At 59.9% G+C, this 25,632-nt stretch carries 21 protein-coding genes; 6 read left to right on the top strand and 15 right to left on the bottom strand.

Annotation, left to right across the window (positions count from 1 at the left end; genetic code table 11):
- Positions 1-19: 19 nt before the first annotated feature.
- From AB4Z35_RS06810 to uvrD, 4 genes are all read right to left on the bottom strand, one after another.
- Entirely contained in the window at positions 20-427 is a 408-nt protein-coding gene (locus AB4Z35_RS06810; protein WP_007995855.1) for an SMI1/KNR4 family protein, read from the bottom strand.
- Between the two features lie 138 nt (positions 428-565).
- Positions 566-1,444, bottom strand: a complete 879-nt coding sequence (locus tag AB4Z35_RS06805) for a Tim44 domain-containing protein (RefSeq protein ID WP_204932548.1) — start codon at positions 1,442-1,444, stop codon at positions 566-568.
- 179 nt (positions 1,445-1,623) lie between these two features.
- On the bottom strand, positions 1,624-2,001 hold the full coding sequence (locus tag AB4Z35_RS06800) for an EamA family transporter (protein WP_442096412.1): 378 nt from the start codon (positions 1,999-2,001) through the stop codon (positions 1,624-1,626).
- Positions 2,002-2,089: 88 nt separating this feature from the next.
- Entirely contained in the window at positions 2,090-4,273 is a 2,184-nt protein-coding gene (uvrD, locus tag AB4Z35_RS06795; RefSeq protein ID WP_442096411.1) for a DNA helicase II, read from the bottom strand.
- 256 nt (positions 4,274-4,529) lie between these two features.
- Here uvrD and AB4Z35_RS06790 point away from each other — a divergent pair, with 256 nt between their 5' ends.
- Complete coding sequence (locus AB4Z35_RS06790; RefSeq protein WP_442096410.1) at positions 4,530-7,400, top strand: putative bifunctional diguanylate cyclase/phosphodiesterase; 2,871 nt, start codon at positions 4,530-4,532, stop codon at positions 7,398-7,400.
- 62 nt (positions 7,401-7,462) lie between these two features.
- Here the strand turns inward: AB4Z35_RS06790 and AB4Z35_RS06785 are convergent, their stop codons facing one another.
- The gene (locus AB4Z35_RS06785) at positions 7,463-7,777 is read right to left on the bottom strand and encodes a hypothetical protein (protein WP_442096409.1); all 315 of its coding nucleotides are present in this window, start codon (positions 7,775-7,777) and stop codon (positions 7,463-7,465) included.
- A gap of 352 nt (positions 7,778-8,129) precedes the next feature.
- Here AB4Z35_RS06785 and hexR point away from each other — a divergent pair, with 352 nt between their 5' ends.
- Both hexR and AB4Z35_RS06775 read left to right on the top strand, forming a co-directional pair.
- Positions 8,130-8,996 (top strand): transcriptional regulator HexR, encoded by an 867-nt coding sequence (hexR, locus tag AB4Z35_RS06780; protein ID WP_007954250.1) that lies wholly within the window; start codon positions 8,130-8,132, stop codon positions 8,994-8,996.
- Positions 8,997-9,197: 201 nt separating this feature from the next.
- Positions 9,198-9,407 carry a PA3496 family putative envelope integrity protein gene (locus AB4Z35_RS06775; RefSeq protein ID WP_007971698.1) on the top strand — a complete coding sequence of 70 codons (210 nt, stop codon included), beginning with the start codon at positions 9,198-9,200 and terminating at the stop codon, positions 9,405-9,407.
- On the opposite strand, the gene AB4Z35_RS06770 is transcribed toward AB4Z35_RS06775, so the two are convergent.
- Complete coding sequence (locus AB4Z35_RS06770; protein ID WP_007995845.1) at positions 9,349-10,311, bottom strand: LysR family transcriptional regulator; 963 nt, start codon at positions 10,309-10,311, stop codon at positions 9,349-9,351. The genes AB4Z35_RS06775 and AB4Z35_RS06770 overlap by 59 nt on opposite strands.
- Before the next feature lie 191 nt (positions 10,312-10,502).
- Between AB4Z35_RS06770 and AB4Z35_RS06765 the strand changes: the two genes are divergently transcribed.
- Positions 10,503-11,918 (top strand): acetyl-CoA carboxylase biotin carboxylase subunit, encoded by a 1,416-nt coding sequence (locus AB4Z35_RS06765; protein WP_007971702.1) that lies wholly within the window; start codon positions 10,503-10,505, stop codon positions 11,916-11,918.
- Positions 11,919-11,929: 11 nt separating this feature from the next.
- Complete coding sequence (gene oadA, locus AB4Z35_RS06760; RefSeq protein ID WP_116262383.1) at positions 11,930-13,738, top strand: sodium-extruding oxaloacetate decarboxylase subunit alpha; 1,809 nt, start codon at positions 11,930-11,932, stop codon at positions 13,736-13,738.
- Positions 13,739-13,845: 107 nt separating this feature from the next.
- Here oadA and AB4Z35_RS06755 read toward each other — a convergent pair whose 3' ends face one another.
- From AB4Z35_RS06755 to AB4Z35_RS06745, 3 genes are read right to left on the bottom strand one after another with little or no spacing between them, the layout of a single operon-like run.
- Positions 13,846-14,517: a GNAT family N-acetyltransferase gene (locus tag AB4Z35_RS06755; RefSeq protein WP_442096408.1), complete on the bottom strand. Its 672-nt coding sequence runs from the start codon at positions 14,515-14,517 to the stop codon at positions 13,846-13,848.
- 17 nt (positions 14,518-14,534) lie between these two features.
- A complete protein-coding gene (locus AB4Z35_RS06750; protein WP_442096407.1) occupies positions 14,535-14,981 on the bottom strand; it encodes a GNAT family N-acetyltransferase in 447 nt (148 codons plus the stop codon).
- A gap of 9 nt (positions 14,982-14,990) precedes the next feature.
- Positions 14,991-15,614 (bottom strand): FMN-binding negative transcriptional regulator, encoded by a 624-nt coding sequence (locus AB4Z35_RS06745; protein ID WP_007995836.1) that lies wholly within the window; start codon positions 15,612-15,614, stop codon positions 14,991-14,993.
- A 92-nt stretch (positions 15,615-15,706) separates the two neighbouring features.
- On the opposite strand from AB4Z35_RS06745, the gene pdxR reads away from it, so the two are divergent.
- Positions 15,707-17,263 carry a MocR-like pyridoxine biosynthesis transcription factor PdxR gene (gene pdxR, locus AB4Z35_RS06740; RefSeq protein WP_442096406.1) on the top strand — a complete coding sequence of 519 codons (1,557 nt, stop codon included), beginning with the start codon at positions 15,707-15,709 and terminating at the stop codon, positions 17,261-17,263.
- A 63-nt stretch (positions 17,264-17,326) separates the two neighbouring features.
- Here pdxR and AB4Z35_RS06735 read toward each other — a convergent pair whose 3' ends face one another.
- From AB4Z35_RS06735 to aspA, 6 genes are all read right to left on the bottom strand, one after another.
- On the bottom strand, positions 17,327-18,427 hold the full coding sequence (locus tag AB4Z35_RS06735) for a polyamine ABC transporter substrate-binding protein (protein ID WP_442096405.1): 1,101 nt from the start codon (positions 18,425-18,427) through the stop codon (positions 17,327-17,329).
- Positions 18,428-18,439: 12 nt separating this feature from the next.
- Positions 18,440-19,471: a histone deacetylase family protein gene (locus AB4Z35_RS06730; RefSeq protein ID WP_108230931.1), complete on the bottom strand. Its 1,032-nt coding sequence runs from the start codon at positions 19,469-19,471 to the stop codon at positions 18,440-18,442.
- Positions 19,472-19,735: 264 nt separating this feature from the next.
- On the bottom strand, positions 19,736-20,734 hold the full coding sequence (locus AB4Z35_RS06725; RefSeq protein ID WP_277533114.1) for an AraC family transcriptional regulator: 999 nt from the start codon (positions 20,732-20,734) through the stop codon (positions 19,736-19,738).
- Positions 20,735-20,911: 177 nt separating this feature from the next.
- Positions 20,912-21,916, bottom strand: a complete 1,005-nt coding sequence (locus AB4Z35_RS06720) for an asparaginase (protein ID WP_442096404.1) — start codon at positions 21,914-21,916, stop codon at positions 20,912-20,914.
- A gap of 167 nt (positions 21,917-22,083) precedes the next feature.
- Positions 22,084-23,535 (bottom strand): alanine/glycine:cation symporter family protein, encoded by a 1,452-nt coding sequence (locus tag AB4Z35_RS06715; RefSeq protein ID WP_442096403.1) that lies wholly within the window; start codon positions 23,533-23,535, stop codon positions 22,084-22,086.
- Positions 23,536-24,065: 530 nt separating this feature from the next.
- On the bottom strand, positions 24,066-25,490 hold the full coding sequence (gene aspA, locus AB4Z35_RS06710) for an aspartate ammonia-lyase (protein WP_003229645.1): 1,425 nt from the start codon (positions 25,488-25,490) through the stop codon (positions 24,066-24,068).
- Between the last annotated feature and the right edge of the window lie 142 nt (positions 25,491-25,632).

The following is a 25,632-nucleotide window of genomic DNA, read 5'->3' as shown; positions in this document are numbered from 1 at the left end:
CCCAGCGGCGTTGGCTGGATCAACTTTCCAGCCAGACGTCCCGCGCCCAGTGCCACACCGACTCCCAGGATTCTTCGGTGATCAGCTCTTCTTCGCCGGACCACAACACCACGGTGCCGTCTTCTTCGACGCAGTAGTAATTGTCGCCGTCCTGGCAGATCGGGATCAGGTCGCGTGGTACGCCAGCATCCCAGGCATTTGCGGCCACATCAGGCAGGTAGGTATGCGACTGCGGGTCGGTGACGGTCACCGGCTCCAGGCTGCCATAGACTACGTCGCTGACCGTCAGCAGAAACTCTTTGAAGACGAAAGGAATGTTGATGAATAACTCTTCTTCAACTTCCACCAATTGATCTTCGTCGGGCAACTCCAAGGGGACCGGTACCGGTTCGTTGGCTTCACGCAGTTGTTCGATGATTTCTTCCACGTCCGGGATCCTCTTGCTTGTATGGCGCGGTTTATATGGGGCGGTTTATACAGTAGCTCGCTATAGATGCAACCGCGAAATAGAAAACCCCGGCCGAGGCCGGGGTTTTGTTTACAGCAAGTAAAGCGCCGAGGAGGATCAGCCGTTCTGGCGGATACCGGCCACCAGCCAAGGCTGGTTTTCGCCCTGTGCACGTTCCATGTTCCAGCTTTCACTGAAGACTTCACCCTGGTCGAAACGCGAGGTTTTCGACACGCCAGTGAAGGTCAGGGTGGCGATGGTCTTGTCGGCGCGATCGTCCACACCGTCCAGTTGTACATTGAGGTTATCAATGTAGGTGGACTGGAAACCGTCGCCCAGGTCAGCCCGCTCACGCTTGAGGAACTCCAGCATTTGCGGGGTGACGAATTCGGCGATCTTGTCCATTTCGTTGGCGTCCCAGTGCTGTTGCAGGGACTGGAAATGATTGCGTGCCGCTTCGACGAAGTTACTTTCGTTGAACCAGGCTGGAGCGTTGATCACCGGACGAGCGGCAACAGGCGCTGCCGAACCACCGAAGATCGAACCGCCGGCCGGCTTCTGTTCGAACACTTCTCGTTGCATCGGCGCGTGGCCGGCCGGAGCGTAATGCTCCTGCTGCTTGCGCCGACGGGCGGCGATAAAGCGGAAGACCAGGAACGCAATGACGGCCATGATCAGGATGTCGAAGATCTGCATGCCCTGGAAGCCGCCACCCATGAACATGGATGCCAGCAGGCCACCGGCCGCGATACCGGCCAGAGGGCCGAGCCAGCGCGAAGCGCCACCGGCCTTTGCAGCGGCGCCAGCGGCACCGGCAGCACCAGCGGTCGCCGCGGCGCCGCCCATGCCAGGGGAAGAAGGAGCCATCTGGCTGGTCTGGTGCGTCGGCGCAGCGCCTGCGCTTTTGCCACCACCGAAGCGCTTGGCGGCATTGACGTCGAGACTCATCGTCAGGCCGATGCACAACGCCATGGCGATGCTAAGAAAACGTTTCATAAAGGGAATTCCCATTTGTGGAAGGCACGCGCGCCATGTTGCACAGCTGAAGTGTTACTGGCTAGCGGCAGAGTGTTTCGGGCTTTTGCCTGACAGGTCGTGTTCAGCTTCAGTCAGCGCAATAAGGCCTTTTGACTTTGATATGTCAGATGAGTGGAAAGGTTTTGTAGGACGTTCACCTAGCGTCGCAGGGCCAGCATGACCACCCCGGCCGTGATCAGGCCGATTCCGCCCCATTGGCGCAGGTCGAGTTTTTCACCCAGCAGGACAACGCCAAGAATGGCCACCAGCACCACGCTGAGTTTGTCCACTGGGGCAACCAGTGACGCCGGGCCTACTTTGAGTGCACGGAAATAGCAGATCCACGATGCACCGGTGGCCAGGCCTGACAACAGCAGGAACAGGTAGCTCTTCGCAGAGATCGATCCCAAAGACTGATATTGGCCCGTGGCGTACAAAATCAAGGCCAGACTGACCAATACCACTATCGTACGTAGCAGGGTGGCGAAGTCGGAGTTGACGTTTTCGATGCCAACTTTCGCGAAAATGGCGGTCATCGCCGGGCAGCACCGCGGTTCATCAGAAACACCGCGTGATCGTTCTTCGCGAGCAAGCCCGCTCCCACATTAGACTTCTGGCGGTCTTTTAGATCGCTTCCAGCTTGGCATAACCCAGCATCAGCCACTTGCTGCCTTCGCTGAAGTTCACCTGCACCCGGGCCTGGGCCCCGGCGCCTTCGAAGTTGAGGATCACACCGTCACCGAAAATCGAGTGGCGCACAGTCTGGCCGAGGCTGAAGCCGGTTTCCGGAATCTCGCTGCCGCTGAACAGGTTGCTGCCACTCATTGACTGGTTGCCACCAAAAGGACGGCTGACGCTGTTGGACAACCGCACCTCCTGAATCAGGCCTTTCGGCACCTCGCGTACGAAACGCGACACCTTGTTGTAGGTCTCGCTGCCATAAAGGCGGCGGGTTTCGGCAAAGGTCATCACCAGGTTCTGCATGGCCCGGGTGATGCCGACGTAGGCCAGACGACGCTCTTCCTCAAGGCGGCCGGGTTCTTCCAGGCTCATCTTGTGCGGGAACAGGCCTTCTTCCATGCCCACCAGGAACACATAAGGAAATTCCAGGCCTTTGGCGCTGTGCAGGGTCATCAGTTGAATGCTGTCTTCGTGCTCGTCGGCCTGGGTATCGCCGGCCTCCAGCGACGCGTGACCGAGGAACGCTGCCAATGGCGTCAGGTCTTCGTCTTCTTCGCTGTTTTCGAAGTTGCGCGCAGCGCTGACCAGTTCCTCAAGGTTTTCTACCCGGGCCTGGCCTTTCTCGCCTTTTTCCGCTTCGTGATAGGCAATCAGCCCCGACTGCTCGATGACGGTCTGGGTCATCAGGTGCAGCGGCATTTCCATGCACTTGGCGGCGAGGTTCTCGATCAGCTCGATAAACGCGCCAAGGGCACCGGCCGCACGACCGGTCAGGCCTTTGTTGGCCACCAGTTGGCGCATCGCTTCCCACATTGATACATCGCTGTGGCGCGCATGGTCGCGGATCGCTTCAACGGTTTTCTCGCCGATGCCTCGGGCCGGCACATTGATGACCCGTTCCAGCGCGGCATCGTTGCCCCGTCCTTCGAGCAACCGCAGGTAAGCCATGGCGTTCTTGATTTCCGCGCGTTCGAAGAAGCGCTGACCGCCATAGATACGGTAGGGAATGCGCTCGCGCAGCAAGGCTTCTTCCAGAACCCGCGATTGGGCGTTGGAGCGGTACAGAATCGCTATATCGCTTCGCGACAAGCCGGTTTTCAGCGCGCTTTCGATGGTTTCGACAACGTAGCGGGCTTCGTCGTGTTCGTTGAAGGCGGCGTACAGGTTGATCGCTTCGCCGTCGCCGCCGTCTGTCCACAGCTCTTTGCCCAGGCGCCCGGTGTTGTTGGCGATCAAGGCGTTGGCAGCCTTCAGGATGCCGGCGGTGGAGCGATAGTTTTGCTCCAGGCGAATGGTTTCGGCGTCCGGGAAGTCTTCGGAATACTGGTAGATGTTCTCGATTTTCGCGCCGCGCCAGCCATAGATCGACTGGTCGTCGTCGCCCACCACCATCAGGCTGTCGCCACCCTTGGCCAGCAGACGCAACCAGGCGTACTGCACGGCGTTGGTGTCCTGGAACTCGTCCACCAGAATGTGTCGGAAGCGCTTTTGATAGTGAGCGAGCAGGCCCGGGTGATCGCGCCACAGATCGAGGGCGCGCAGCAGCAATTCGGAGAAGTCGATGACGCCGGCACGCAGGCAGGCGGCCTCGTAGGCTTCATAGATGCCGCGCATGGTCGCCAGGAACAGGTCACCACTGGCTTGAATGTGTTGCGGACGCAGGCCTTCGTCTTTCTGGCCATTGATGAACCATTGGGCCTGACGGGCCGGCCAGCGCTGTTCGTCCAGGCCGAGCTCGCGGATCACCCGCTTGACCAGCCGTTGCTGGTCATCGCTGTCGAGGATCTGGAAGGTCTGGCTCAAGCCCGCTTCCTGCCAGTGTGCCCGCAACAAGCGGTGCGCCAGGCCGTGGAAGGTGCCAACCCACATGCCGGCCGGGTTGATGCCCATCAGCTGCTCGATGCGCTGGCGCATCTCGGCAGCAGCCTTGTTGGTGAAGGTCACCGACAGGATGGAGTGGGGCGAGGCGTTTTCGACCTGGATCAACCAGGCGATACGGTGCACCAGCACTCGGGTTTTACCGGAACCAGCACCGGCCAGGACCAACTGACGACCCACGGGGGCCGCTACGGCCTGGCGTTGGGCATCGTTGAGGGAGTTCAGCAGAAGGGAGAGATCATCGCGCATCAGGGCATTCTAGGGGGCCGCGACACACCGGGCAAACTCCGCTTCGTTTTAGCCGATGAAAGTTATGCAAAGGACGACCGGTCAGTCATCGGCTGCAGGCGTTGGCGGGGCATGCCTTCGGCGTTTTCAGGGGCGTCGGCGGCTGAAAAATTTGGCGATTTGTTGATCAGCAGCAGTTTGGTCCGGGCAATTGCTTGTGTATGCTCCGAGCAGTTTCGGGCCCATGCTCATCATTATAAGAACAAGAACATCGCCTATGACCCTCAGCTTCGACCTGTCGGGCCCCACTGTGGAGCCCCGGGTTATCCGAAAGCAATACGCCATGGAAATGGCGGTCGAACGCACGCGCCTGTTGTATCAGGGCTCGCTGCTGCCCACGTTGTTCATGCTGATCAATGGTCTGGTCTGTGCCGGTTTGCTCTGGAGCCCGCAGCGCTACTTCCTGGTCAGCGTGTGGCTGGTCTGGTTGCTGTCGCTGGTGGCATTGCGGGTCATCCAGGTCGCCGCCTTTGATTCGGCCATTCCCAATCGTCAGGCCCAGCCCATTTGGCGACGGATGTTTTTGTTGGGCTCCGGCCTCACTGGCCTGACCCTGGCCGGTGCCGGCATCGCCCTGGTTCCCGCCGATAACTTCATTCAGCAAGCCTGGGTCTTCGGCCTCATCGGTGCCGCAGCGCTATCGGCCAGCGTGGCTTATGCGGTCAGTTTGCCGGCCTTTCTGTCATTCACCTTGCCCTGCCTGCTGCCAGCCATCGCCTATATGTTTTGGGGCGGCGACGGGCAGCAGCAAGGCTGGGGCTGGTTCGGGCTGATCCTGCTCGGTGCATTGAGCGTGGTTGCCTGGCAGGTCAATCGATTGATCGATCGGGGCTTGATGCGACGCTTTCAGAACCAGGCACTGATCGAGCATCTACAGCAGGCGCAAAGCTGCAGTGATCAGCTCAATCAGAAGCTGGCCAAGGAGGTAGAGCAGCGCCGACGTGCCGAGGACGAGTTGCGAGAGATCCAGATCGACCTGGAAAACCGTGTCGCTCAACGCAGCCTGGAACTGGACGCCGCCAACCAGGCGCTGAGCAAGAGTGAGGCGCGTCTGGCGTTGGCATTGAAGGCCAGCGAGTTGGGGTTGTGGGACTGGAATCTGCAAACCGACGAAGTCCATCACACGCAGATTCAGGAATTGTTCGGTCTGGAGCCGGAACAGGTCACGACAATACTGCGTCACCTCAAGCCGCGCCTTCACCCCGAGGATCTTCCGGCGCTGAAAAGGGCACTGGTCGAGCATTTGAAGGGCCGCACCGAGGACTATCAAATCGAGTATCGCGTGCGGCATGGCGACGGCCACTGGGTCTGGATCGAGGACCGCGGGCGGGCGGTCGAGCGTGCCGAAAACGGCCGGGTGATTCGCATGGTCGGTACTCGCCGCGACATCAGCGTCAGCAAAGGCCTGGAAGAGCAGCAGCAACTGGCGGCGACCGTGTTCGAGGCGGCCAGCGAAGGGATCGTGATCTTCGATCCGAACTATGCCCTGATCGCGATCAATCAATCTTTCAGTCGGGTGACCGGCTATGACATTGAGGACATGATCGGGCGCAATGTCATTGAGTTGCCATGCAGTCGCGATGCGCGTCGGCATTACGCCGCAATACATCAGGCGCTGGAACAGCAAGGCAGCTGGCAAGGCGAATTGGTGGAAACGCGCAAGAGCGGCGAGATGTATCCGCAATGGCTGCAACTGAATGCCGTGCGCGATAGCCGGGGAAATGTCAGCCATATTGTGGGCTTCTTCGCTGATCTCTCGGCTCGCCGGGAATCCGAAGAGCGAATGCGCTATCTGACCCATTACGACGAACTTACCGGTCTGGCCAATCGCTCGATGTTCCGCGAGCGACTCGGCGAGGCTCATCAACGAGTGCGGCAGGGTGGCTATCGCAACCTGGCCTTGCTGCACATCAATCTTGATCGGTTCAAGCAACTCAACGACAGCCTGGGGCATGAAGTTGCCGACCAGTTGTTGCAGAAAATGGCCCGGCGACTGGTGAATGCATTGCCTGAAGCAGACACCATCGCACGCCTTTCTGGTGACGAGTTTGCCGTGCTGTTCAACTCCTACGGCAACCTTTCCAGCCTGGCCCGGGTGGCGACTCGTCTGGCTAACAAGTTGCGTTTGCCGGTGACCATTGAAGGGCATGAGCTGGTGGTCAGCGTGTCGATGGGCATCAGCTTGTTGCCGGACAGCGCCCGGGAAATTTCCGCGTTGGTCAGTCAATCGAACATGGCCATGCAGCACGCAAAACATTTGGGCGGCAACAACTTCCAGTTCTACACCGACAGCCTGCAAGCCAGCACGCTGGAGCGCTTGCAGCTGGAAAACCAGTTGCGCAAAGCCATCGAAGAGAAACAGTTGAAGGTGTTCTACCAACCCAAGCTGTGCCTCGCCACGGGCAAGCTGAATGCTGCCGAGGCGCTGGTGCGTTGGGATCACCCCACCATGGGCCGCGTGCCGCCGGGGGATTTCATCGGCCTGGCTGAAGAAACCGGATTGATCGGCCCGATCGGTGAGTTCGTGCTGCGTCAGGCCTGCTGGCAGGCCTGTGAGTGGCAGCGGCAGGGGCTCGAAGCGATTCGGGTGTCGGTCAATCTGTCGGTGCATCAATTGCGCCAGGGCAAGTTGGTCAGCCTGGTGCGTCAGGTGCTGGAAGAAACCGGGCTGGCGCCGCACTTCCTGGAGCTGGAGTTGACCGAAAGCCAGTTGCTGGACAGCGTCGAGCACATCATCGCGACCTTCCAGCAGTTGCGCGATCTAGGGGTGAAGCTGGCGATAGATGATTTCGGCACCGGTTATTCATCCCTGAGCTACCTCAAGCGCATTCCAGTGGATTACGTGAAGATCGACCAGGCCTTTATCCGCGGGTTAGGAGAGGGCACCGAGGATGCGGCGATCACTCGGGCGATCATTGCCATGGCCCATGGTTTGTCGTTGAAAGTCGTCGCGGAAGGCGTGGAACACCAGGAGCAGCTTGAGTTTCTCAAGCGTGAGCGCTGCGATGAGGTGCAAGGCTATCTGATCAGTCGGCCGGTAGAGGCGCAAGACCTGGCGGGCCAGTTGCGAGGGCAGGGCGCGGATTGACTGAGAGTGCTTCCCGTCAGGCCTTTTGGCGGTCTGACGGGAAGTTTGCAGCAGGTAATTCTTTAATCGGTGATCAGTACTTCATCAATGCGGTGCAGTAACTCTTCTTCGAAGAAAATACTGACGCCAGTAACATTTGATTTGCCGGCTACCCGGTATTCGACAAACCTTTCGGTTAATGCTGGAAGTGAAATTCCGCCGGTGTCTTCAATTTTCAGGTCTAGACGTAAATGATTAGATTTGTCCTGCACTTCGCTCAGCACCAGCTTGGCCGTAATGCCAGAGTTAACAACGGTCACGGTACCGTAAGCACGAAAGAAGGCAGCGCCAGGCATGCGGTTAATTTGGGCGGTCCAGCCTTTGGTTGTAATGTTCATTGTATGTAACTCCTGTAATTAAGATAATTGCGTCCTGCCTATTTAATATATCCATCTTTATTTAATTTGTGGGTGGCGATAGTTAACTTGTTTGTAAGTTGATGTGGGCTGTGTGTTATTGATGAGATAACTAATGTTGACATTTGTACGGGGAGGCTCATTTTTGTCGCAACACCAAAAGGTGAGCGTCGGTGAGCAACTGGAACGCTGGCGATGAGCGCTACATGGAGCGCGCGTGCCTGAATGCCGAGGGATGTGGTTACGTATTGAGCAGGCAAAAAGCCGATTCATGTAGTATAACTACAAGCGTGCTACATCCCCGGCACCTGCCAATAACAAAGAGTCCAGCCCTTTGAATCTGCTGCAACACATCGCCCAGTCTCGCCACCTGTTACGCAAGTCGGAGCTCAAGGTCGCCGACCACGTGCTGCTTGATCCTGCGGCCGTGATGCACAGCTCCATGGCCGACCTGGCCCACAGCGTGGGCATCAGCGAGCCGACCATCGTGCGTTTTTGCCGCGCCATCGGTTGCTCCGGTTTCCAGGACCTGAAGTTGAAGCTGGCCCAGAGCCTGGCGGCGGGTGCGAGTTTCGGCCAGTTCGCGATCCATGAGGATGATTCGGTCGCCGACTACAGCCTGAAAATCTTCGACACCACCCTGCATACGCTGATGGAGGTTCGCGAGAAACTCGATCCGCTGGAATTGCAGCGGGCGGTGACGCTGATGTCCCAGGCCCAGCGCGTCGAGTTCTACGGCTTCGGCGCCTCGGGTGCGGTCGCGGCGGACGCCCAGCACAAGTTCTTCCGCTTGCTGCTCACCGCAGCGGCGTACTCCGACCCGCACATGCAGGCGATGTCGGCCGTGACATTGAAGCCGACCGACGTGGCGATCTGCATTTCCCAGTCCGGGCGCTCCAAGGACCTGCTGATCACCGCCAACCTGGTGCGCGAAAGCGGCGCTTCGTTGATCACGTTGTGCCCAAGCCAGACGCCATTGGCCGAGCTGTCCACCGTCAACCTGGCGATCGATGTGCATGAAGACACCGAAATCTACACGCCGTTGACCTCGCGGATCGCCCACCTGGTCGTCATCGACGTATTGGCGATGGGCGTGGCCATGGCCCGCGGCCCGAGCCTGGTCAACCACCTCAAGAGCGTCAAGCGCAGCCTTCGCAGTTTGCGGTTGTCGCCCAAGTCGGTGAAAGCGCTGGACGACTGACGTCGTCGTAAGGTCGTTCCGACCTTAATCGCGAGCAGGCTCGCTCCCACCTTTGACCGCGATCTCCTGTGGGAGCGAGCTTGCTCGCGATGGCGGCCTCGAATACACCGCAATTTTCATCAGTCTGTAACCCCCGAGCCGCCAAACCGTCATCCCGCGCGCCTATCTTGAAACTCCCGTACTCGCCTTGGGAGACTCGAAATGGCCATGCCCTACGAAGAACGCAACAGCGCTGTCAAAACCCGTCGTCAGCAAGAAGATCAGCGCCGCATGGAATTCCGCCGCGCCATTGAAGATCGCTGCGAACGCCGTCAGCTTCTGGCCGAGATTGGCGATTTTCCGGAGTTGGAACTCAACTTCTGGCAGGCATCTCCCTCGACTTCCCGTCGAAACGCTCAACCAGCGCGCTGATCTGAATGCGTTCGCTACGGATAAACGCCAGGAAGGCGTGAGCCACCGGTGACAGGCGTTTCGCCTTGGCCTGCACCAGGCACCAACTGCGAAACAGTGGCAGCTCTTCGACCGGTAGCTCGACCAGCCCACCAGTTGCCAGCTCAAGGTTCAGGGCGTGGCGCGTCAACAGCGCAACGCCCAGACCTGCCAGTACACATTCACGCTGAGCTTCGGCAGACGAGACTTCCTGAGTCTGGTTGAAGTGCACGCGCTTCTCTTTGAAGTATTCTTCGCACGCAAGCCGCGTCCCGGAGCCTGGCTCGCGCAGCAGCAGTGTGTAGGGCTCGAGATCCTGCAAGCGTAGCGGCCCCATATGGCACAGCGGGTGATCCGGTGGCGCCACGGCGACGATCGGGTTGTTCAGGAACGGCAGGAATTCCAGGCCCATGTCCTGGGGCACCATGGACATGATCACCAGATCGTCGCGGTTGTCCGACAGGCGCCGAATGACCTGGCCGCGATTGACCACCGTCAGTTGCAGGTTCACTTCCGGGTGCTGGCGTTTGAATGCGGCAAACAAGTGCGGCACGAAATACTTGGCGCTGGATTCCACCGCCAGTTTCAGTTGCCCCTGCAGCGAGCCCTGCATGTCCGACAGCTGCATATCGAGGTTTTCCAGGCGTCCGAAAATATCCCGACTGGCCCGCTGTAACGCTTCAGCCGCTTCGGTCATGTAGAGTTTTTTGCCGACATAATCGAACAAAGGCTGGCCAATCAGCTCTTCAAGTTGACGAATCTGTAGGCTGACGGCAGGTTGTGTGAGCGACATTTCCTCGGCCGCACGGCTGTAGGAACGCAAATCACAGACTTCATTGAAGATCTGCAATTGCCGCAAAGTCATACGCATCAATGACTTACGCATTATCTGGTCACTCTCGTCGCTGGCTGATGAATCAACTATAAGTCTTTACTTATGCACGACCCAATTTTTATTCATTTTTGTTAATCCCTTGTGGGCGCTAGTGTGGACCTGCGACCAAACTGAAACATTTGGTCACTCGTCGACCTGGGTCTAGCAGGTCGTGGGTACCACCGGCTCAAGGGAAACTCCAAGTGATAACAAAGATCCTGATCGCCAACCGTGGTGAGATTGCCGTACGAATCGTACGTGCCTGCGCCGAAATGGGCATTCGCTCGGTCGCGATCTACTCCGACGCCGACCGTCATGCTTTGCACGTCAAGCGTGCGGACGAGGCCCACAGCATTGGTGCCGAGCCGCTGGCTGGTTACCTGAACCCGCGCAAGCTGGTGAACCTGGCTGTGGAAACCGGCTGCGATGCACTGCACCCCGGTTACGGATTCCTTTCGGAAAACGCCGAACTGGCAGAGATCTGCGCCGAGCGCGGGATCAAGTTCATCGGTCCATCGGCTGAAGTCATTCGCCGCATGGGCGACAAGACCGAAGCCCGCCGCAGCATGATCAAGGCCGGCGTCCCGGTGACCCCGGGCACCGAAGGCAACGTGTCGGGCATCGAAGAAGCCCTGACCGAAGGCGATCGCATCGGCTACCCGGTGATGCTCAAGGCCACTTCCGGTGGCGGCGGCCGCGGCATTCGTCGCTGCAACAGCCGCGAAGAACTCGAACAGGCTTTCCCTCGCGTGATTTCCGAAGCCACCAAGGCATTCGGTTCGGCGGAAGTGTTCCTGGAAAAATGCATCGTCAATCCGAAACACATCGAAGCGCAGATTCTTGGCGACAGCTTCGGCAACGTGGTGCACCTGTTCGAGCGTGACTGCTCGATCCAGCGCCGCAACCAGAAGCTGATCGAGATCGCCCCGAGCCCGCAACTGACCCCGGAACAGCGCGCCTACATCGGCGACCTGTCGGTGCGTGCAGCCAAGGCCGTGGGTTACGAGAACGCCGGCACCGTGGAGTTCCTGCTCGCCGAGGGCGAGGTGTACTTCATGGAGATGAACACCCGGGTGCAGGTGGAACACACCATCACCGAAGAAATCACCGGCATCGACATTGTCCGCGAGCAGATTCGCATTGCGTCTGGCCTGCCGCTTTCGGTGAAACAGGAAGATATCCAGCACCGTGGTTTCGCCCTGCAATTCCGGATCAACGCCGAAGACCCGAAAAACAACTTCCTGCCGAGCTTCGGCAAGATCACCCGCTACTACGCTCCCGGTGGTCCCGGCGTGCGTACCGACACGGCGATCTATACCGGCTACACCATCCCACCGTTCTACGACTCCATGTGCCTGAAACTGGTGGTGTGGGCGCTGACCTGGGAAGAGGCGATGGACCGTGGCTTGCGCGCCCTGGACGACATGCGTCTGCAAGGGGTCAAGACTACCGCCGCGTATTACCAGGAAATCCTGCGCAACCCGGAATTCCGTAGCGGCCAGTTCAACACCAGCTTCGTTGAAAGCCACCCTGAACTGACCAACTACTCGATCAAGCGCAAACCCGAAGAGCTGGCCCTGGCCATCGCCGCCGCCATCGCCGCCCACGCAGGCCTGTGAGGAATAGAACAATGAGCAAACAAATCCACGTTACCGACACGATCCTGCGCGACGCCCACCAATCGCTGCTCGCGACCCGCATGCGCACCGAAGACATGCTGCCGATTTGCGACAAGCTCGACAAAGTCGGCTACTGGTCGCTGGAGTGCTGGGGCGGCGCGACATTCGACGCCTGCGTACGCTTCCTGAAAGAAGACCCGTGGGAGCGTCTGCGCCAACTGCGCGCCGCGCTGCCTAACACCCGCCTGCAAATGCTGTTGCGCGGCCAGAACCTGCTGGGCTACCGCCACTACAGCGACGACGTGGTCAAGGCTTTCGTCGCCAAGGCAGCGGTCAACGGCATCGACGTGTTCCGCATCTTCGACGCCATGAACGACGTGCGTAACCTGCGCGTGGCCATCGAAGCGGTAAAAGCCGCCGGCAAACACGCCCAGGGCACCATCGCCTACACCACCAGCCCGGTGCACACCATCGAGGCCTTCGTGAACCAGGCCAAGCAAATGGAAGCCATGGGTTGCGACTCGGTGGCGATCAAGGACATGGCCGGTTTGCTGACCCCATACGCCACCGGCGAACTGGTCAAGGCTCTGAAAGCCGAGCAATCGCTGCCAGTGTTCATTCACTCGCACGACACCGCTGGCCTGGCCGCGATGTGCCAAATGAAGGCTATCGAAAACGGCGCGGACCACATCGATACCGCAATCTCCAGCTTCGCCTGGGGCACCAGCCACCCGGGCACCGAGTCGATGGTCGCAGCGCTTAAAGGCAGCGAGTTCGACACCGGCCTGAACCTTGAACTGCTGCAAGAGATCGGTCTGTATTTCTACGCCGTGCGCAAGAAGTACCACCAGTTCGAAAGCGAATTCACCGCCGTTGACACCCGCGTTCAAGTCAACCAGGTGCCGGGCGGGATGATTTCCAACCTGGCCAACCAGTTGAAAGAGCAGGGCGCACTCAACCGCATGAACGAAGTGCTGGCGGAAATCCCGCGGGTTCGCGAAGACCTCGGCTTCCCGCCGCTGGTGACCCCGACCTCGCAGATCGTCGGCACCCAGGCGTTCTTCAACGTGTTGGCCGGCGAGCGCTACAAGACCATCACCAACGAAGTGAAGCTGTACCTGCAGGGCGGCTACGGCAAGGCGCCGGGCACCGTGAACGAACAACTGCGTCGCCAGGCCATCGGCAGCGAAGAAGTGATCGACGTGCGCCCGGCCGACCTGCTCAAGCCGGAAATGACCAAGCTGCGTGCCGATATCGGTGCACTGGCCAAGTCTGAAGAAGACGTGCTGACCTTCGCCATGTTCCCGGACATCGGGCGCAAGTTCCTTGAGGAGCGTGCTGCGGGCACCCTGACGCCGGAAGTGCTGTTGCCAATTCCTGAAGCCGGCGGTGTTGCCTCGGCTGGTGGTGAGGGCGTACCGACGGAGTTCGTCATCGACGTGCACGGCGAAACCTACCGCGTCGACATTACCGGTGTTGGCGTCAAGGCCGAAGGCAAGCGTCACTTCTACCTGTCCATCGACGGCATGCCGGAAGAAGTGGTGTTCGAGCCGCTCAACGAATTCGTCGGCGGCGGCAGCAGCAAGCGCAAGCAAGCCACTGCACCGGGTCATGTCAGCACCACCATGCCGGGCAACATCGTCGACGTGCTGGTCAAGGAAGGCGACACCGTCAAGGCGGGCCAGGCAGTGTTGATCACCGAAGCGATGAAGATGGAAACCGAAGTCCAGGCGGCCATCGCCGGTAAAGTCACCGCCATTCACGTGGCCAAGGGCGACCGGGTCAACCCGGGCGAAATCCTGATCGAGATCGAAGGCTGAGTTAACAGCCTCGATACAACGCTTTAAACCTCGGGGGGGCATGTGCTCCCCTTTTTTTATCCATGGCAAAGCAAGAGCTTGTGGGAGTCAGCGCGCCTTGGATGCGTTTAGCCGCGGCACTCAACGAGGCTTTTCAACTGCCCCGACCCCGTCTGGTTCTCATCACTCAACCACTTCTCAAACCCGGCCCCAATCGCCGGCCATTCTGAATCCAGGATCGAGTACCACGCGGTATCGCGGTTCTGCCCCTTGACCATCATGTGCTGGCGAAACACACCCTCAAAACTGAAACCCAAACGCTCGGCCGCATATTTGGAGCGGGCGTTGGCATTGTTGCATTTCCATTCCAGGCGACGGTAGCCGAGGGCGAAGGACTCCTTGGCCAGCAGGTAAACCGCCTCGGTGCTTTTCGGCGAGCGCTGCATCGGGGCACCGAAGGTGACGTGGCCGATCTCGATGCGGCCCTGGGCCGGGACGATGGACATCAGGCTGAGGATTCCCTGGACCTCGCCGCTGGCGCGATCGATCACGCTGAAGAAGTAGGGGTCGCTATTGGCCGCGTGGTTGTTCAGCCAGTCGTTGAAGGCGCTGCGCTCCGGGAAGGGGCCGTATGGCAGATAGTCCCAAAGTTTCGGGTCGGCGCCCGGGCCTTGCAGGGCTTTGAACAGATCGTCGCCGTGGCGCGCCGGGTCGAGTTTTTCCAGGCGGATGAAGCGTCCTTCGATCATTTGTGTCGTGGGGGCCGGGACGCCTTTCCAGTTGGCGAGTGAAGTCGACATGTTGTTCTCCTTGAATCTTAAATGGCTTTGCGAAACTGGATGAAACCGGGGCGTTCTGCAATGCGCTCGTAGAGCTGGATCGCGGTGGCGTTGGTTTCGTGGGTCAGCCAGTGCACCTTGTTGCAGCCGTCGGACTTGGCCGTGGTGTAGACGAATTCGATCAACTGGCGGCCGACGCCGGTGCCACGGGTTTCCGGGACCACCAGCAAGTCTTGCAGGTAGCAGGAGTTTTCGATGGCCCAGTTCGAACGATGGTAGATGAAATGCACCATGCCCACCGCTTTGCCATCGGCCCAGGCGAGGGCGGCATGAGTCGTCTCGCTCGGGTCGAGCAAGCGCTGCCAGGTACTTTGGGTGACCGCTTCAGGCAGCTCGGTGTTGTAGAAGCGCAGATAGGCTTGCCACAGTGGCAGCCAGGCAGCGTGGTCGTCGGCAGTGACCTGGCGGATCTCGATCTGACTCATGTTCATTCCTTAACGCATCAAGTGAGCGAGGGCCTGGTCATGCGCGTCCGGGCTGGCGGCCAGTCCTTCGCGCACACCGGCGATATCAGCAGGGTTACGGTTCTGGCTGAGCTTGCGCTTGCCTTCAAGGCGTTCGATCGGCACGGCAAAACCGACGATGGCCTTGAGCATGCCGTCGATGTAGTCGGCGGGGGCATCGGCGACTTTCCATGGCTGGGCGCGGCCGGCCTCATGGCGATCGGTGAGGGTACTAACGATGTCGAGCAGCCGTCCGCCATCGCTGAATGTTTCGGCGCGGCCATAGGCGTGGACGGCGACGTAGTTCCAGGTCGGCACGACTTTGCCGTGCTCGGCCTTGCTCGGGTAAAAGCCAGGGCTGACGTAGGCATCGGCACCGGAGAAAATCAGCAGGGCTTCAGCACCGTCGCGCAGGTCTTTCCACTGCGGATTGGCCTTGGCCAGATGCCCGTACAGCGTGCCGTTCGGACCCTGTTCGCGATGGAGCAATACTGGTACGTGGCTGGCTTGCAATCCGTGCTCGCCGTGAGTCACCAATATGGCGAGGCGAGTGGCGAGGATCAATTCGTGTAATTGGGACAAGTCATCGATGGCAAAGGCGCGTGGCGTGTACATGGAGAAATTTTCCTTGGCGAATGCCTGCATCCTAGGCAGGCTATTGGTCTGTTGTAAGAGCCATTAATGACCAATTTTATAGGTCCAATGCCATGTCGGATTCTCAGTCGCTGTCCTTGTCGTTCAATCCTGCGGGGATTGAACTTGATCGCCGTCAGGGGCTGAGCCGCCAGCTCTATCAGGCGCTGCGCATCCGTGTGCTCGACGGTCGGCTCGCCAGTGGCACGCGTCTGCCGGCCAGTCGTGACCTGGCGGCGGCATTGGCGATTTCCCGCAACAGTGTGGTCCGTGCCTACGATCAGCTGTATGCGGAAGGCTTCATCGAGGGGCGGGTGGGCGACGGGACTTATGTCGCCCAATTGCCGCAAAGTGCATTACCGGCAGAAAAACTATCCACAAAAGTATCCACAGGGTTGTCAACAGGCTTACCCACAGCCTTATCCACAAATTGGCTGGATTTACCTGTTGATTCATCCAGCAAAGTTATCCACAGCGGCGCGTTGGGGCGGGTTGAAAAGAACCATTTGGCACTGCCGCCGAGTGGTCCGCCCCGCGCATTTCGGGTCGGTGTTCCGGCGTTCGATCTGTTTCCATTCGAGGTCTGGGCCAAGCTGAATGCGGCTTTCTGGCGCAAACCGGATCTGCAGCAGCTGTGTTATGGCGATCCGGCGGGCGATGCGCGCCTGCGCGGGATGATCGCCGCGTATTTGCGCAGTTCCCGTGGCATGCAGTGCACGGCTGAACAAATTGTGATCACCAGTGGCGCGCAGCAGGGGATCAGTCTTTGTGCACAGCTGCTGGTGGAGCCCGGTGACGGGGTGGCGATTGAAAATCCGGGGTATCGGGCGGCCGGTCATGCGTTCGCCGTGGCGGGTGCCCGGTTGCATGGAGTCGCGGTGGATAGCGAGGGTATCGACTGTGGCGCACTGACACAGCTCGGCGATTGTCGTCTGACCTACGTCACACCGTCCCATCAGTACCCCACCGGGGTGGTGATGAGCCTGGCTCGCCGCCTGGAGTTGCTGGCCTGGGCCGAATGCACGCAGGGCTGGATCGTCGAGGATGACTATGATGGCGAGTACCGCTACAGCGGTGCGCCGCTGGCGCCTTTGGCGGCACTGGATCGGCAAGGCCGGGTGCTCTACGTCGGCACGTTCGGCAAAGTGGCGTTTCCGGCGTTGCGCCTGGGTTACCTGGTATTGCCGGCAGGGCTGGTGCAGGCGTTTGCCCAACGCCGTGCCGTGGACGTACGCCATTCCGAGGTCAGTACCCAGGCGGTGATGGCCGAATTCATGGCGGCCGGGCACTTCCAGCGGCATATCCGCCGCATGCGGCGTGCGGCATTGAGTCGGCGCAATACTTTGCTCAGCGGTTGGCCGCGGGATATTCCCGGTGTCGGCCAGTTACCCACGATTGCCGCCGGACTGCACATGACCGTGCCTGTCGAGAGCGTGGCGCGCGAGCGTGAGCTGATCGAACTGGCGAACAGCGTCGATGTCGAGATCAACGGTTTGAGCAGTTATTGGTTGCCCCAATCCACCACCCCGATGGATCAACGCGCCGGTCTGGTGTTGGGCTTTGCCGCGGTACCCGAAAAGGCAATCGAGGCGGCGCTGCAACGGTTGCGGGCGGTGTGGCGTACCGGCTGAAGCGCGGGCAAAAAAAGACCTGCGTAAACGCAGGTCTTGATGATGACGGGAACGACGCGGTTATCAGGTACCGGACTTGATCTTGGTCCAGGCCCGGGTTCGCGCGCGTTCGGCATCACGCGGCAGCGGTTGCAGGGTGTAGAGCGTACTCATCGCCGTATCGGTCGGGTACAGGTTCGGGTTGTTGCGGATCGCCGGGTCGACCATTTCCGTGGCGTCCTTGTTCGGGTTCGGGTAGCCCACGAAGTCACTGACCGGTGCAATCACCTGGGGTTGCAGCAGGTAATTGATGAAGGTGTAGGCGTCTTCCGGATTTTTCGCACCCTTGGGGATGGCGAGCATGTCGAACCAGATCGGCGCGCCTTCTTTCGGCAGGCGCATGTCGACGACCACACCGTTCTTGGCTTCCTTGGCGCGGTTGGCGGCTTGCGAGAAACTGCCGGAATAACCGACCGCGACGCAGATGTCACCGTTGGCGATATCGGCCATGTACTTCGAGGAGTGGAAGTAGGTGACATACGGACGGATCTTCATCAGCAGCGCTTCAGCCTTGTCGTAGTCCGCAGGCTTTTTGCTGTTGGGGTCCAGGCCAAGGTGTTGCAGGGCCAGAGGCAGGATCTCCGACGGCGAGTCGAGCAGGGCGACGCCGCACTGCTTGAGCTTGCTGATGTTCTCTTCCTTGAAGATCAGGTCCCAGCTGTCCACTGGTGCGTTGTCGCCGAGCACGGCCTTGACCTTGTCCGGGTTGAAGCCGATCAGGATGGTTCCATACATGTACGGCACGGCGAATTTGTTGCCCGGGTCGTTGGCCTCGATCAGCTTCATCAGCTTGGGGTCGAGGTGGTTCCAGTTCGGCAGTTTGCTGCGGTCCAGGGGCTGGAATACGCCGGCTTCGATCTGCTTGGCGAGGAACACGTTGGACGGCACCACCACATCGTAGCCGGAGTTGCCGGTCAGCAGTTTGGCTTCCAGCGCTTCGTTGGTGTCGAAGATGTCGTAGACCAGTTTGGTCTGGGTGTTCTGCGCCTTGAAGTCTTCCAGGGCCTTGGGGGTGATGTAGTCGAACCAGTTGTAGACGCGCAACGTTCGTTCTTCAGCGTGCACGGCACCGCTGAGCACCATTGCACTCAGGGCAGGCACGATAAAACGCTTGAGCCTTTTCATTGTTCTAATTCCTCATTGAGCGCTTTCAAAACCTTCGAGAACGTTCACGGCGTTGATGCCGATTTCTTCGACCGCGTAACCGCCTTCCATCACGAAAAGCGTCGGCACGCCGAGCTTCGCGATGCGCTTGCCCATGGCCAGGTAGTCCGGGCTGTCGAGCTTGAATTGCGAGATCGGGTCGTCCTTGAAGGTATCGACGCCCAGGGACACGACGATGATGTCGGCACCGTAGTTTTCGATCTCCTTGCAGGCCTGTTCCAGTGCAGCACTCCAGGTGTCCCAGCCGCTGCCGGCGGGCAATGGGTAGTTGAAGTTGAAACCTTCACCGGCGCCTTCGCCCAGTTCATCTTCATAGCCGAGGAAGAACGGAAATTCGGCTTCCGGATGGCCGTGGATCGACGTGAACAACACGTCGCTGCGTTCGTAGAAAATCGATTGGGTGCCGTTGCCGTGGTGGTAATCGACATCGAGGATCGCGACCTTTTTGTGGCCCTGATCGAGGAATGCCTGGGCGGCGATGGCGGCGTTGTTGAGGTAGCAATAACCGCCCATCAAGTCGCCAGCGGCGTGGTGTCCCGGTGGACGGCAGAGGGCGAAGGCGCTGTGGGCGCCGCGTTGAATCTCTGCTTGGGCGGTCAATGCCACTTGCGCCGCGCTGTACGCCGCTTGCCAGGTGCCGGCGGTGATTGGCGCGCCGCCGTCGAAGCTGTAATAGCCGAGTTGACCGTGCAGGCTAGTCGGTTTGATCTGGCGCAAGGTACGGGCGGGCCAGGTGTAGGGCAGCAAGTCACCGTCAGTGTTGAACTCGGTCCAGCGGGCCCAGGCGCCTTTGAAGAAGTCGAGGTAGTCGCGGCTGTGAATGCGCTCGATCGGCCCGAGGCCGAAATCCTTCGGCGCTTCGACCGGGCCCAGGTTTTGTTTCTGCACCCGTGCCAGCACATGATCGGCCCGGGATGGCATCTCGAAGCAGGGCTTGAGTTGTCCGTCGATAAGTTCGCAACGGCCGTGGTGCAGGTGGTGATCGTCCGAGTAGATCGTCAGCATTTTCTTGTTCTCCGCAGGCTGGTTCGGTTGCACACAGTCTTGCGGTGCAGAGGGTTTAGGAGAACGGCAGGAAAGGCCAAAAGGGGATCAAAATGGCCAAAACATTTGACCGAAATTCGCCCCTTACTTGCACGGCTGAGTTCCAGGTGAGTACATGAAATGTTAAACCTGTGGGAGCGGGCTTGCCCGCGAAAGCGGTGTTCCAGCCAATGGAGATGTATCGGTTGTACTGGCCTCTTCGCGGGCAAGCCCGCTCCCACAGGGTTAGCCGTGTGGCCTGAACTGACTCGGCGCCACACCACTCCAGCGTACAAAGGCATGGCGAAAACTCGCGGTCTCGCTGAAGCCCAACGCTTCGGCAATCTGATAGATCGGCAATTGATCCTCGCAAAGCATTTGCTTGGCCTGCTCAAAGCGCAATTCGTCGAGCAGCTCCTGATAGCTGCAACCCATGTCCTTGAGATGCCGGCGCAAGGTCCGCGCCGAACAGTTCATTTGCTCGGCCAGCCCCTCCAGCCCCGGTGCCGCATTCAATTGCGCGCTGAGCAATTGGCGGATCCGTCCCAGCCACGCCTGGCGCCCGGTGAACTCGATGTTCTGCTTGCGGCAGCGTTCGGCCATGGCTTGATGGGTGATGACATCGGCCAGCGGCAGTGGCTGGTCGAGCCAGCGCTTGTCGAAGGCGAAGGCATTGTTACGCGCGCCGAAGTGCAACGGGCAGTTGAAGTGTTCGGCGTAGCTTGATTCGTAGTCGGGCGCGGCATGTTCGAAGCGTGCGCCGAGCAAGGGCAGGGGATGGCCGAGCAGGTCGTCGCAGGTGACCTTCAACGACACCAGGCAGAATTCCGCGTTGAACACCGCCATGGCCGGGCTCTCGCGGTAATCGGCGGCGGCGAACCAGATGCGCTCGCCATCGTCTTCCAGGCTCAACTCGAAAAGTGTTCCCAGCAGCGCCGGATAACGCATCGCCAGACGCAAAGCGTCACCGAAGGTGGCACTGGTGAGCAGGGCGTAACCGAGCATGCCGTAGCAGGAAACGTGCATCCGCCGGCCCAGTTCCAGGCCGATGTCCCGCTTGAGGGCAACGGCGTTGGCGCAGACCTGCATCTCCTGATTGGTGGTGATGTGCGTGTCGGCACGGTTCAGATCCGCCGCACTGATGCCGCTACCGGCCAGCAGCGCTTCGCTGGACAAACCTTCGACCTTGAAGGCGTCGAGTACCAGGGAGACCGCGTTGAGCGTGGTGAGGTGGGAGTGGAGCATAAGGACTTCCAGCCTTGGGATACTGGAATGCGGAGCAAGTTGTATGCCGGACGAGCAAGACTGGTGATGTCCCGGTGAGAGCGAGCTTGCTCGCGATGGCGTCTGGTCAGTCCACACAAATGTTGAATGAACTACCGCTATCGCGAGCAAGCTCGCTCCCACAGGTTTTGTGTTTTGTCAGCTCAGCTCGCCGCAAAGGTCGAGTTCAACGAGTTGACGGACTTCTTGCGGATCAAGCCCTGCACCCAGCAACCCATGCAACTTGCCAAACGCCGCCTCACGGGTCATGCCGCCACCGGACAACACCCCGACGCCACGCAAGCGACTGCCAGCCTCGTACACATCCAGCTCGACACCGCCTTCATGGCACTGCGTCACCGCGACCACCACCACGCCATTGTCGCGCGCACGGCCGAGGCTGGCGAGAAACCCGGGGTTGTCACTCGGCCCGGTGCCGCTGCCGTAACACTCCAGTACCAGGCCCTGAATGCCGCTGTCGAGCAAACCATCCAGCACCTCGGCGCTGATGCCGGGAAACAGCGGCAGCACCGCGACGTTGGCCAATTGCCTGGGCTGGTTGTAGTTCAGCTGCGACGCAACCGAAGTCGCCTTCACTCCGCCACCCTGACGCTCCAGGCGCTTGAACGGATGACGGCCAAAACTGCGTACCTTCGCGCAACGGGTCGGGTCCAGCAGTTCGCCGTGGAAGTACAGATGCACGCCCGGCGCCAGGCCTTGGCCCAGGGCGACCAGTGCGCCACTGAGGTTTTCCCAGGCATCGCTGTCGGTCACACCGGCCGGCAACATCGAGCCGGTGAAGCACACGCGGGCATGCAGGCCGAGCAACTGGAAGCTCATGGCGGCGGCGCTGTAGGCCAGAGTGTCGGTGCCATGCAGGATCAGCACGCTGTCGCAGCCCTGCACATCCACAGCGTCGACTACCGCTTCACGCAGTTGCTGCCAATACGCAGGAGTCATGTTCGCGCTGTCGATCAGCGGTGACATCTCACGAAAGCGCCACTGCGGCACCACCAGCTCGGGTTGGCTGTGCAGGTAGTCACGCATCCGCGCTTCGAAACCGGACGCCGGGGCCAGGCCATGGGCGCTGGCCTGCATGCCGATGGTGCCGCCGGTGTAGAGCACCATGACGTGCTGGGCGGCAGGATAGGTCGACAAATTCATGAAGATTCTCCGAGAGGAAGAGTTCCTGTGGGAGCGAGCTTGCTCGCGATAGCGGTATGTCAGACATCGCTATGTTGACTGACAGTGCGCCATCGCGAGCAAGCTCGCTCCCACAGTTTTTTGAACTTTAACTGACAGGCGCGCGAGATGCGCCCGTCATTCACCTGTCAGCGTTGCGCTGCGGGTATACCTTGCGGCTCAACTTCAGTCTTGCCGGCAGCGGCAGGGGGATTGGCCGGCCAGGCCTGGCGATCCAGATCCAGATCCGGGAACCTGGCGGAGTCGAACACCGGGGTCTTGATCCCGGCGGCGCGCTGGTCATCGTAGTCACGCAGGATGCGCATGCCGACCTTGAACAGCAGGAACAGCGCGATCAGGTTGACGAACGCGAGCATGGTCATGGTGATGTCGGCGAAGGCGAACACGGTGCCGAGGTTTTCGATGGCACCCCAGAAAATCAGCACCAGTACCAGCGCGCGATAGCCCATCAGCGCCTTGCGGTTTTCGCCGATCAAAAAGCGCAGGTTGCTCTCGCCCAGGTAGTAGTTGTAGAGGATCGAGGTGAACACGAACAACGCCAGGGCCACGGAGATGAACATCCGGCCCCAGTCACCGACCACGGCGGCCAGCGAGTTCTGGGTCAGGGCAATGCCGTCGCCCTCGAAGCCCGGGGTGTAAAAACCGGAGAGCAGGATCAGCAACGCGGTGCAGGTGCAGATCACGAAGGTATCGAGGAACACGCTGAACGCTTGAACCACGCCTTGCGCTACCGGGTGTTCGACCGCCGCCACCGCCGCCACGTTCGGCGCACTGCCCAGGCCCGCTTCGTTGGCGAACACGCCACGCTTCACACCCATGATGATGGCGCTGCCAATCAGGCCACCGAACGCTTGATCCAGTCCGAAGGCGCTTTTGACGATGGTCATCAGCATGCCCGGCACCTGATCAAACTGCAGCACGATCACGTAGATGGTCACGCCGATGTACACCAGGGTTTTCACCGGCACCAACAGGTCAGCGACCTTGGCGATGCGCTTGATCCCGCCAATGAACACCAGGCCCAACAACACGGCCAGGCCGATGCCGGTGTAGGTGGTGTCGAGGCCGAACGCGTTGTTCAGCGAGTGGGTCACAGCGTGGGATTGCAGGCCGTTGAAGGCGAAGCCGAAAGTGATCAACAGCAGGAACGCCATGATCATTCCCAGCCAGCGTTTTTGCAGGCCGTACTGGATGTAATAAGACGGGCCGCCACGGAACTGGCCTTCGGAATCGCAGCGCTTGTAGAGCTGGCCGAGGGAGCATTCGAAGAAGCTGCTGGACATGCCGACCAGTGCGGTCACCCACATCCAGAACACGGCACCGGGACCGCCGAGGGTCACGGCGATGCCGACACCGGCGATGTTGCCCGCACCGACACGGCCGGCGAGGCTGAGCATCAGGGCCTGAAACGAACTGAGTTGTCCGGCGCTGCTTTTGAGGCTGTCGCGGAACACCGCGAACATGTGGAAGAAGTGACGCAATTGAACGAAACGCGAGCGGATCGTGAAGTAGCTACCGAGCCCGACAATGAGCACGATCAGTACTTTCCCTGAGAGGAAGTCGTTAATGACTTCGAGCATGGATTATTCCTCGCTGTTTTTTGTGTAGGCAAATGTTGGCCGGACAGACACATCGAGTTACACCCCTTGGCGCACGGCACAACGGGCGGTACGAAGTTCGTCCCGGTTTCATATCGCGGGTTTGTTATTAGTTCGGGTTTCGCATGGGTTGTGGCCTCGCTACCGACGACCGCTCATGCGAAGAGGGGCGGCACTATACCGATGACGGTGCCGTCCGTCTGCACGGTTGTGGTGCAAGCGGTGAAACGAAGCCTTTGAAACACCTGACATTTTTGCTGTCAGGCTATGTGGGAACTGCTCTTGGTGGGAGCGGGCTTACTCGCGAAAGCGGTCTATCAGACACATCATTGTTGAATGTGCCGCCGCCTTCGCGGGCAAGCACGCTCCCACATTGGTCAGTCCCCAGACATACGGTTTTCACTGGCAAACAGTTAAAAAAAAGGGCCTGGAGATTGATCTCCAAGCCCTCAAAAGGTGAGAGGTGTCTAGTCCCTCGACCTGGTGAGCGGTGCTACAAGTAACGCGTCGGGTTATGCCTTCAGTGGCACCAGGCGCGGAGCAATCATGTTTTCCGGGCGCAGGATGTCGGCGAGCATGGCTTCGTCGAGCAGGCCTTCTTCGCGCACCAGTTCCAGCACGCCGCGGCCGCTTTCGAGGGCGATACGGGCGATGCGGGTGGCGTTTTTGTAGCCGATGTACGGGTTCAGTGCGGTGACCAGACCGATCGAGTGCTCGACCAGTTCACGGCAGCGTGCTTCGTTGGCGGTGATGCCGACGATGCAGTGCTCGCGCAGCATGTCCATGGCGCGTTGCAGCAGGCGGATCGAATCGAGGATCTTGAAAGCGATCAGCGGTTCCATCACGTTCAGTTGCAGCTGGCCGCCTTCGGCCGCCATGGTCAGCGCCAGATCGTTACCGATGACCTGGAACGCCACCTGGTTAACGGCTTCCGGAATAACCGGGTTGACCTTGCCGGGCATGATCGAGCTGCCTGGCTGACGCGCTGGCAGGTTGATTTCGTTGATGCCGGTGCGTGGGCCGCTGGACAGCAGGCGCAGGTCGTTGCAGATCTTCGACAGCTTGACCGCAGTACGCTTGAGCATGCCGGAGAACAGCACGAAGGCGCCCATGTCGGAGGTAGCTTCGATCAGGTCGGCGGCCGGAACCAGCGGCTGACCGCTGATCAGGGCCAGGCGCTGTACAGCCAAGGCCTGATAACGCGGGTCGGCGTTGATGCCGGTGCCGATCGCGGTGCCGCCCAGGTTCACTTCAGTCAGCAGTTCCGGGGCCAGCGTCTTCAGACGGGCCAGGTCTTCGCCCATGGTGGTGGCGAACGCACGGAACTCTTGACCCAGGGTCATCGGTACGGCGTCTTGCAGCTGGGTACGACCCATCTTCAGGACGTGGTTGAATTCTTCACCCTTGGCCGCGAACGCCTGAATCAGGCTGTCGAGGCTGGCGAGCAGGGCATCGTGACCAAGCAACAGACCCAGACGAATCGCCGTCGGGTAGGCGTCGTTGGTCGACTGCGCCATGTTCACGTCGTCGTTCGGGTGCAGGTACTGGTATTCGCCTTTCTGGTGGCCCATGGCCTCCAGTGCGATGTTGGCGATCACTTCGTTGGCATTCATGTTGGTCGAAGTGCCAGCGCCGCCTTGAATCATGTCCACCACGAACTCTTCGTGGAAGTCGCCGCGGATCAAACGTGCACAGGCTTCGCTGATGGCAGCGTGCTTGGCTTCGCTCAGGTGACCCAACTCACGGTTGGCGTCAGCAGCGGCCTGTTTGACCATGGCCAGACCGACAACCAGTTTCGGGTAGTGCGAAATCGGAACGCCCGAAAGGCGGAAGTTATTCACCGCTCGCAGGGTCTGGATACCGTAATACGCTTGAGCCGGTACTTCGAGGGCGCCAAGCAGGTCATTTTCTGTGCGGAATGATGCAGCGGAGGACATGATAGAAATCATCTCAATATGGACCCGGTCTGTGCCGGAACGCTGTGAATGCTAGGCTTGTGCGAAATTTTGGGCCAATGCTGTTAAACACTAGCCTATGCACATTCGGCATAATGCCCGTGTGACGCCGCGTTGACGGCAA

This window comes from Pseudomonas sp. KB_15 (assembly GCF_052114525.1).
Classification (GTDB): Bacteria; Pseudomonadota; Gammaproteobacteria; order Pseudomonadales; family Pseudomonadaceae; genus Aquipseudomonas.
Note: the sequence above shows the minus strand (reverse complement) of the source record. Positions and strands in the feature narration are given on the sequence as shown.

Coding starts and splice junctions, on each gene's coding strand:
- uvrD (WP_442096411.1), bottom strand. CDS start 4,273: ATGCGCGATGATCTCTCCCTTCTGCTGAACTCCCTCAACGATGCCCAA.
- AB4Z35_RS06805 (WP_204932548.1), bottom strand. CDS start 1,444: ATGAAACGTTTTCTTAGCATCGCCATGGCGTTGTGCATCGGCCTGACG.
- AB4Z35_RS06735 (WP_442096405.1), bottom strand. CDS start 18,427: ATGAAAAGGCTCAAGCGTTTTATCGTGCCTGCCCTGAGTGCAATGGTG.
- AB4Z35_RS06750 (WP_442096407.1), bottom strand. CDS start 14,981: ATGAGTCAGATCGAGATCCGCCAGGTCACTGCCGACGACCACGCTGCC.
- AB4Z35_RS06775 (WP_007971698.1), top strand. CDS start 9,198: ATGGCCATGCCCTACGAAGAACGCAACAGCGCTGTCAAAACCCGTCGT.
- AB4Z35_RS06715 (WP_442096403.1), bottom strand. CDS start 23,535: ATGCTCGAAGTCATTAACGACTTCCTCTCAGGGAAAGTACTGATCGTG.
- pdxR (WP_442096406.1), top strand. CDS start 15,707: ATGTCGGATTCTCAGTCGCTGTCCTTGTCGTTCAATCCTGCGGGGATT.
- aspA (WP_003229645.1), bottom strand. CDS start 25,490: ATGTCCTCCGCTGCATCATTCCGCACAGAAAATGACCTGCTTGGCGCC.
- AB4Z35_RS06800 (WP_442096412.1), bottom strand. CDS start 2,001: ATGACCGCCATTTTCGCGAAAGTTGGCATCGAAAACGTCAACTCCGAC.
- AB4Z35_RS06720 (WP_442096404.1), bottom strand. CDS start 21,916: ATGAATTTGTCGACCTATCCTGCCGCCCAGCACGTCATGGTGCTCTAC.
- AB4Z35_RS06730 (WP_108230931.1), bottom strand. CDS start 19,471: ATGCTGACGATCTACTCGGACGATCACCACCTGCACCACGGCCGTTGC.
- AB4Z35_RS06745 (WP_007995836.1), bottom strand. CDS start 15,614: ATGTACACGCCACGCGCCTTTGCCATCGATGACTTGTCCCAATTACAC.
- AB4Z35_RS06790 (WP_442096410.1), top strand. CDS start 4,530: ATGACCCTCAGCTTCGACCTGTCGGGCCCCACTGTGGAGCCCCGGGTT.
- oadA (WP_116262383.1), top strand. CDS start 11,930: ATGAGCAAACAAATCCACGTTACCGACACGATCCTGCGCGACGCCCAC.
- AB4Z35_RS06770 (WP_007995845.1), bottom strand. CDS start 10,311: ATGCGTAAGTCATTGATGCGTATGACTTTGCGGCAATTGCAGATCTTC.
- AB4Z35_RS06725 (WP_277533114.1), bottom strand. CDS start 20,734: ATGCTCCACTCCCACCTCACCACGCTCAACGCGGTCTCCCTGGTACTC.
- AB4Z35_RS06755 (WP_442096408.1), bottom strand. CDS start 14,517: ATGTCGACTTCACTCGCCAACTGGAAAGGCGTCCCGGCCCCCACGACA.
- AB4Z35_RS06785 (WP_442096409.1), bottom strand. CDS start 7,777: ATGAACATTACAACCAAAGGCTGGACCGCCCAAATTAACCGCATGCCT.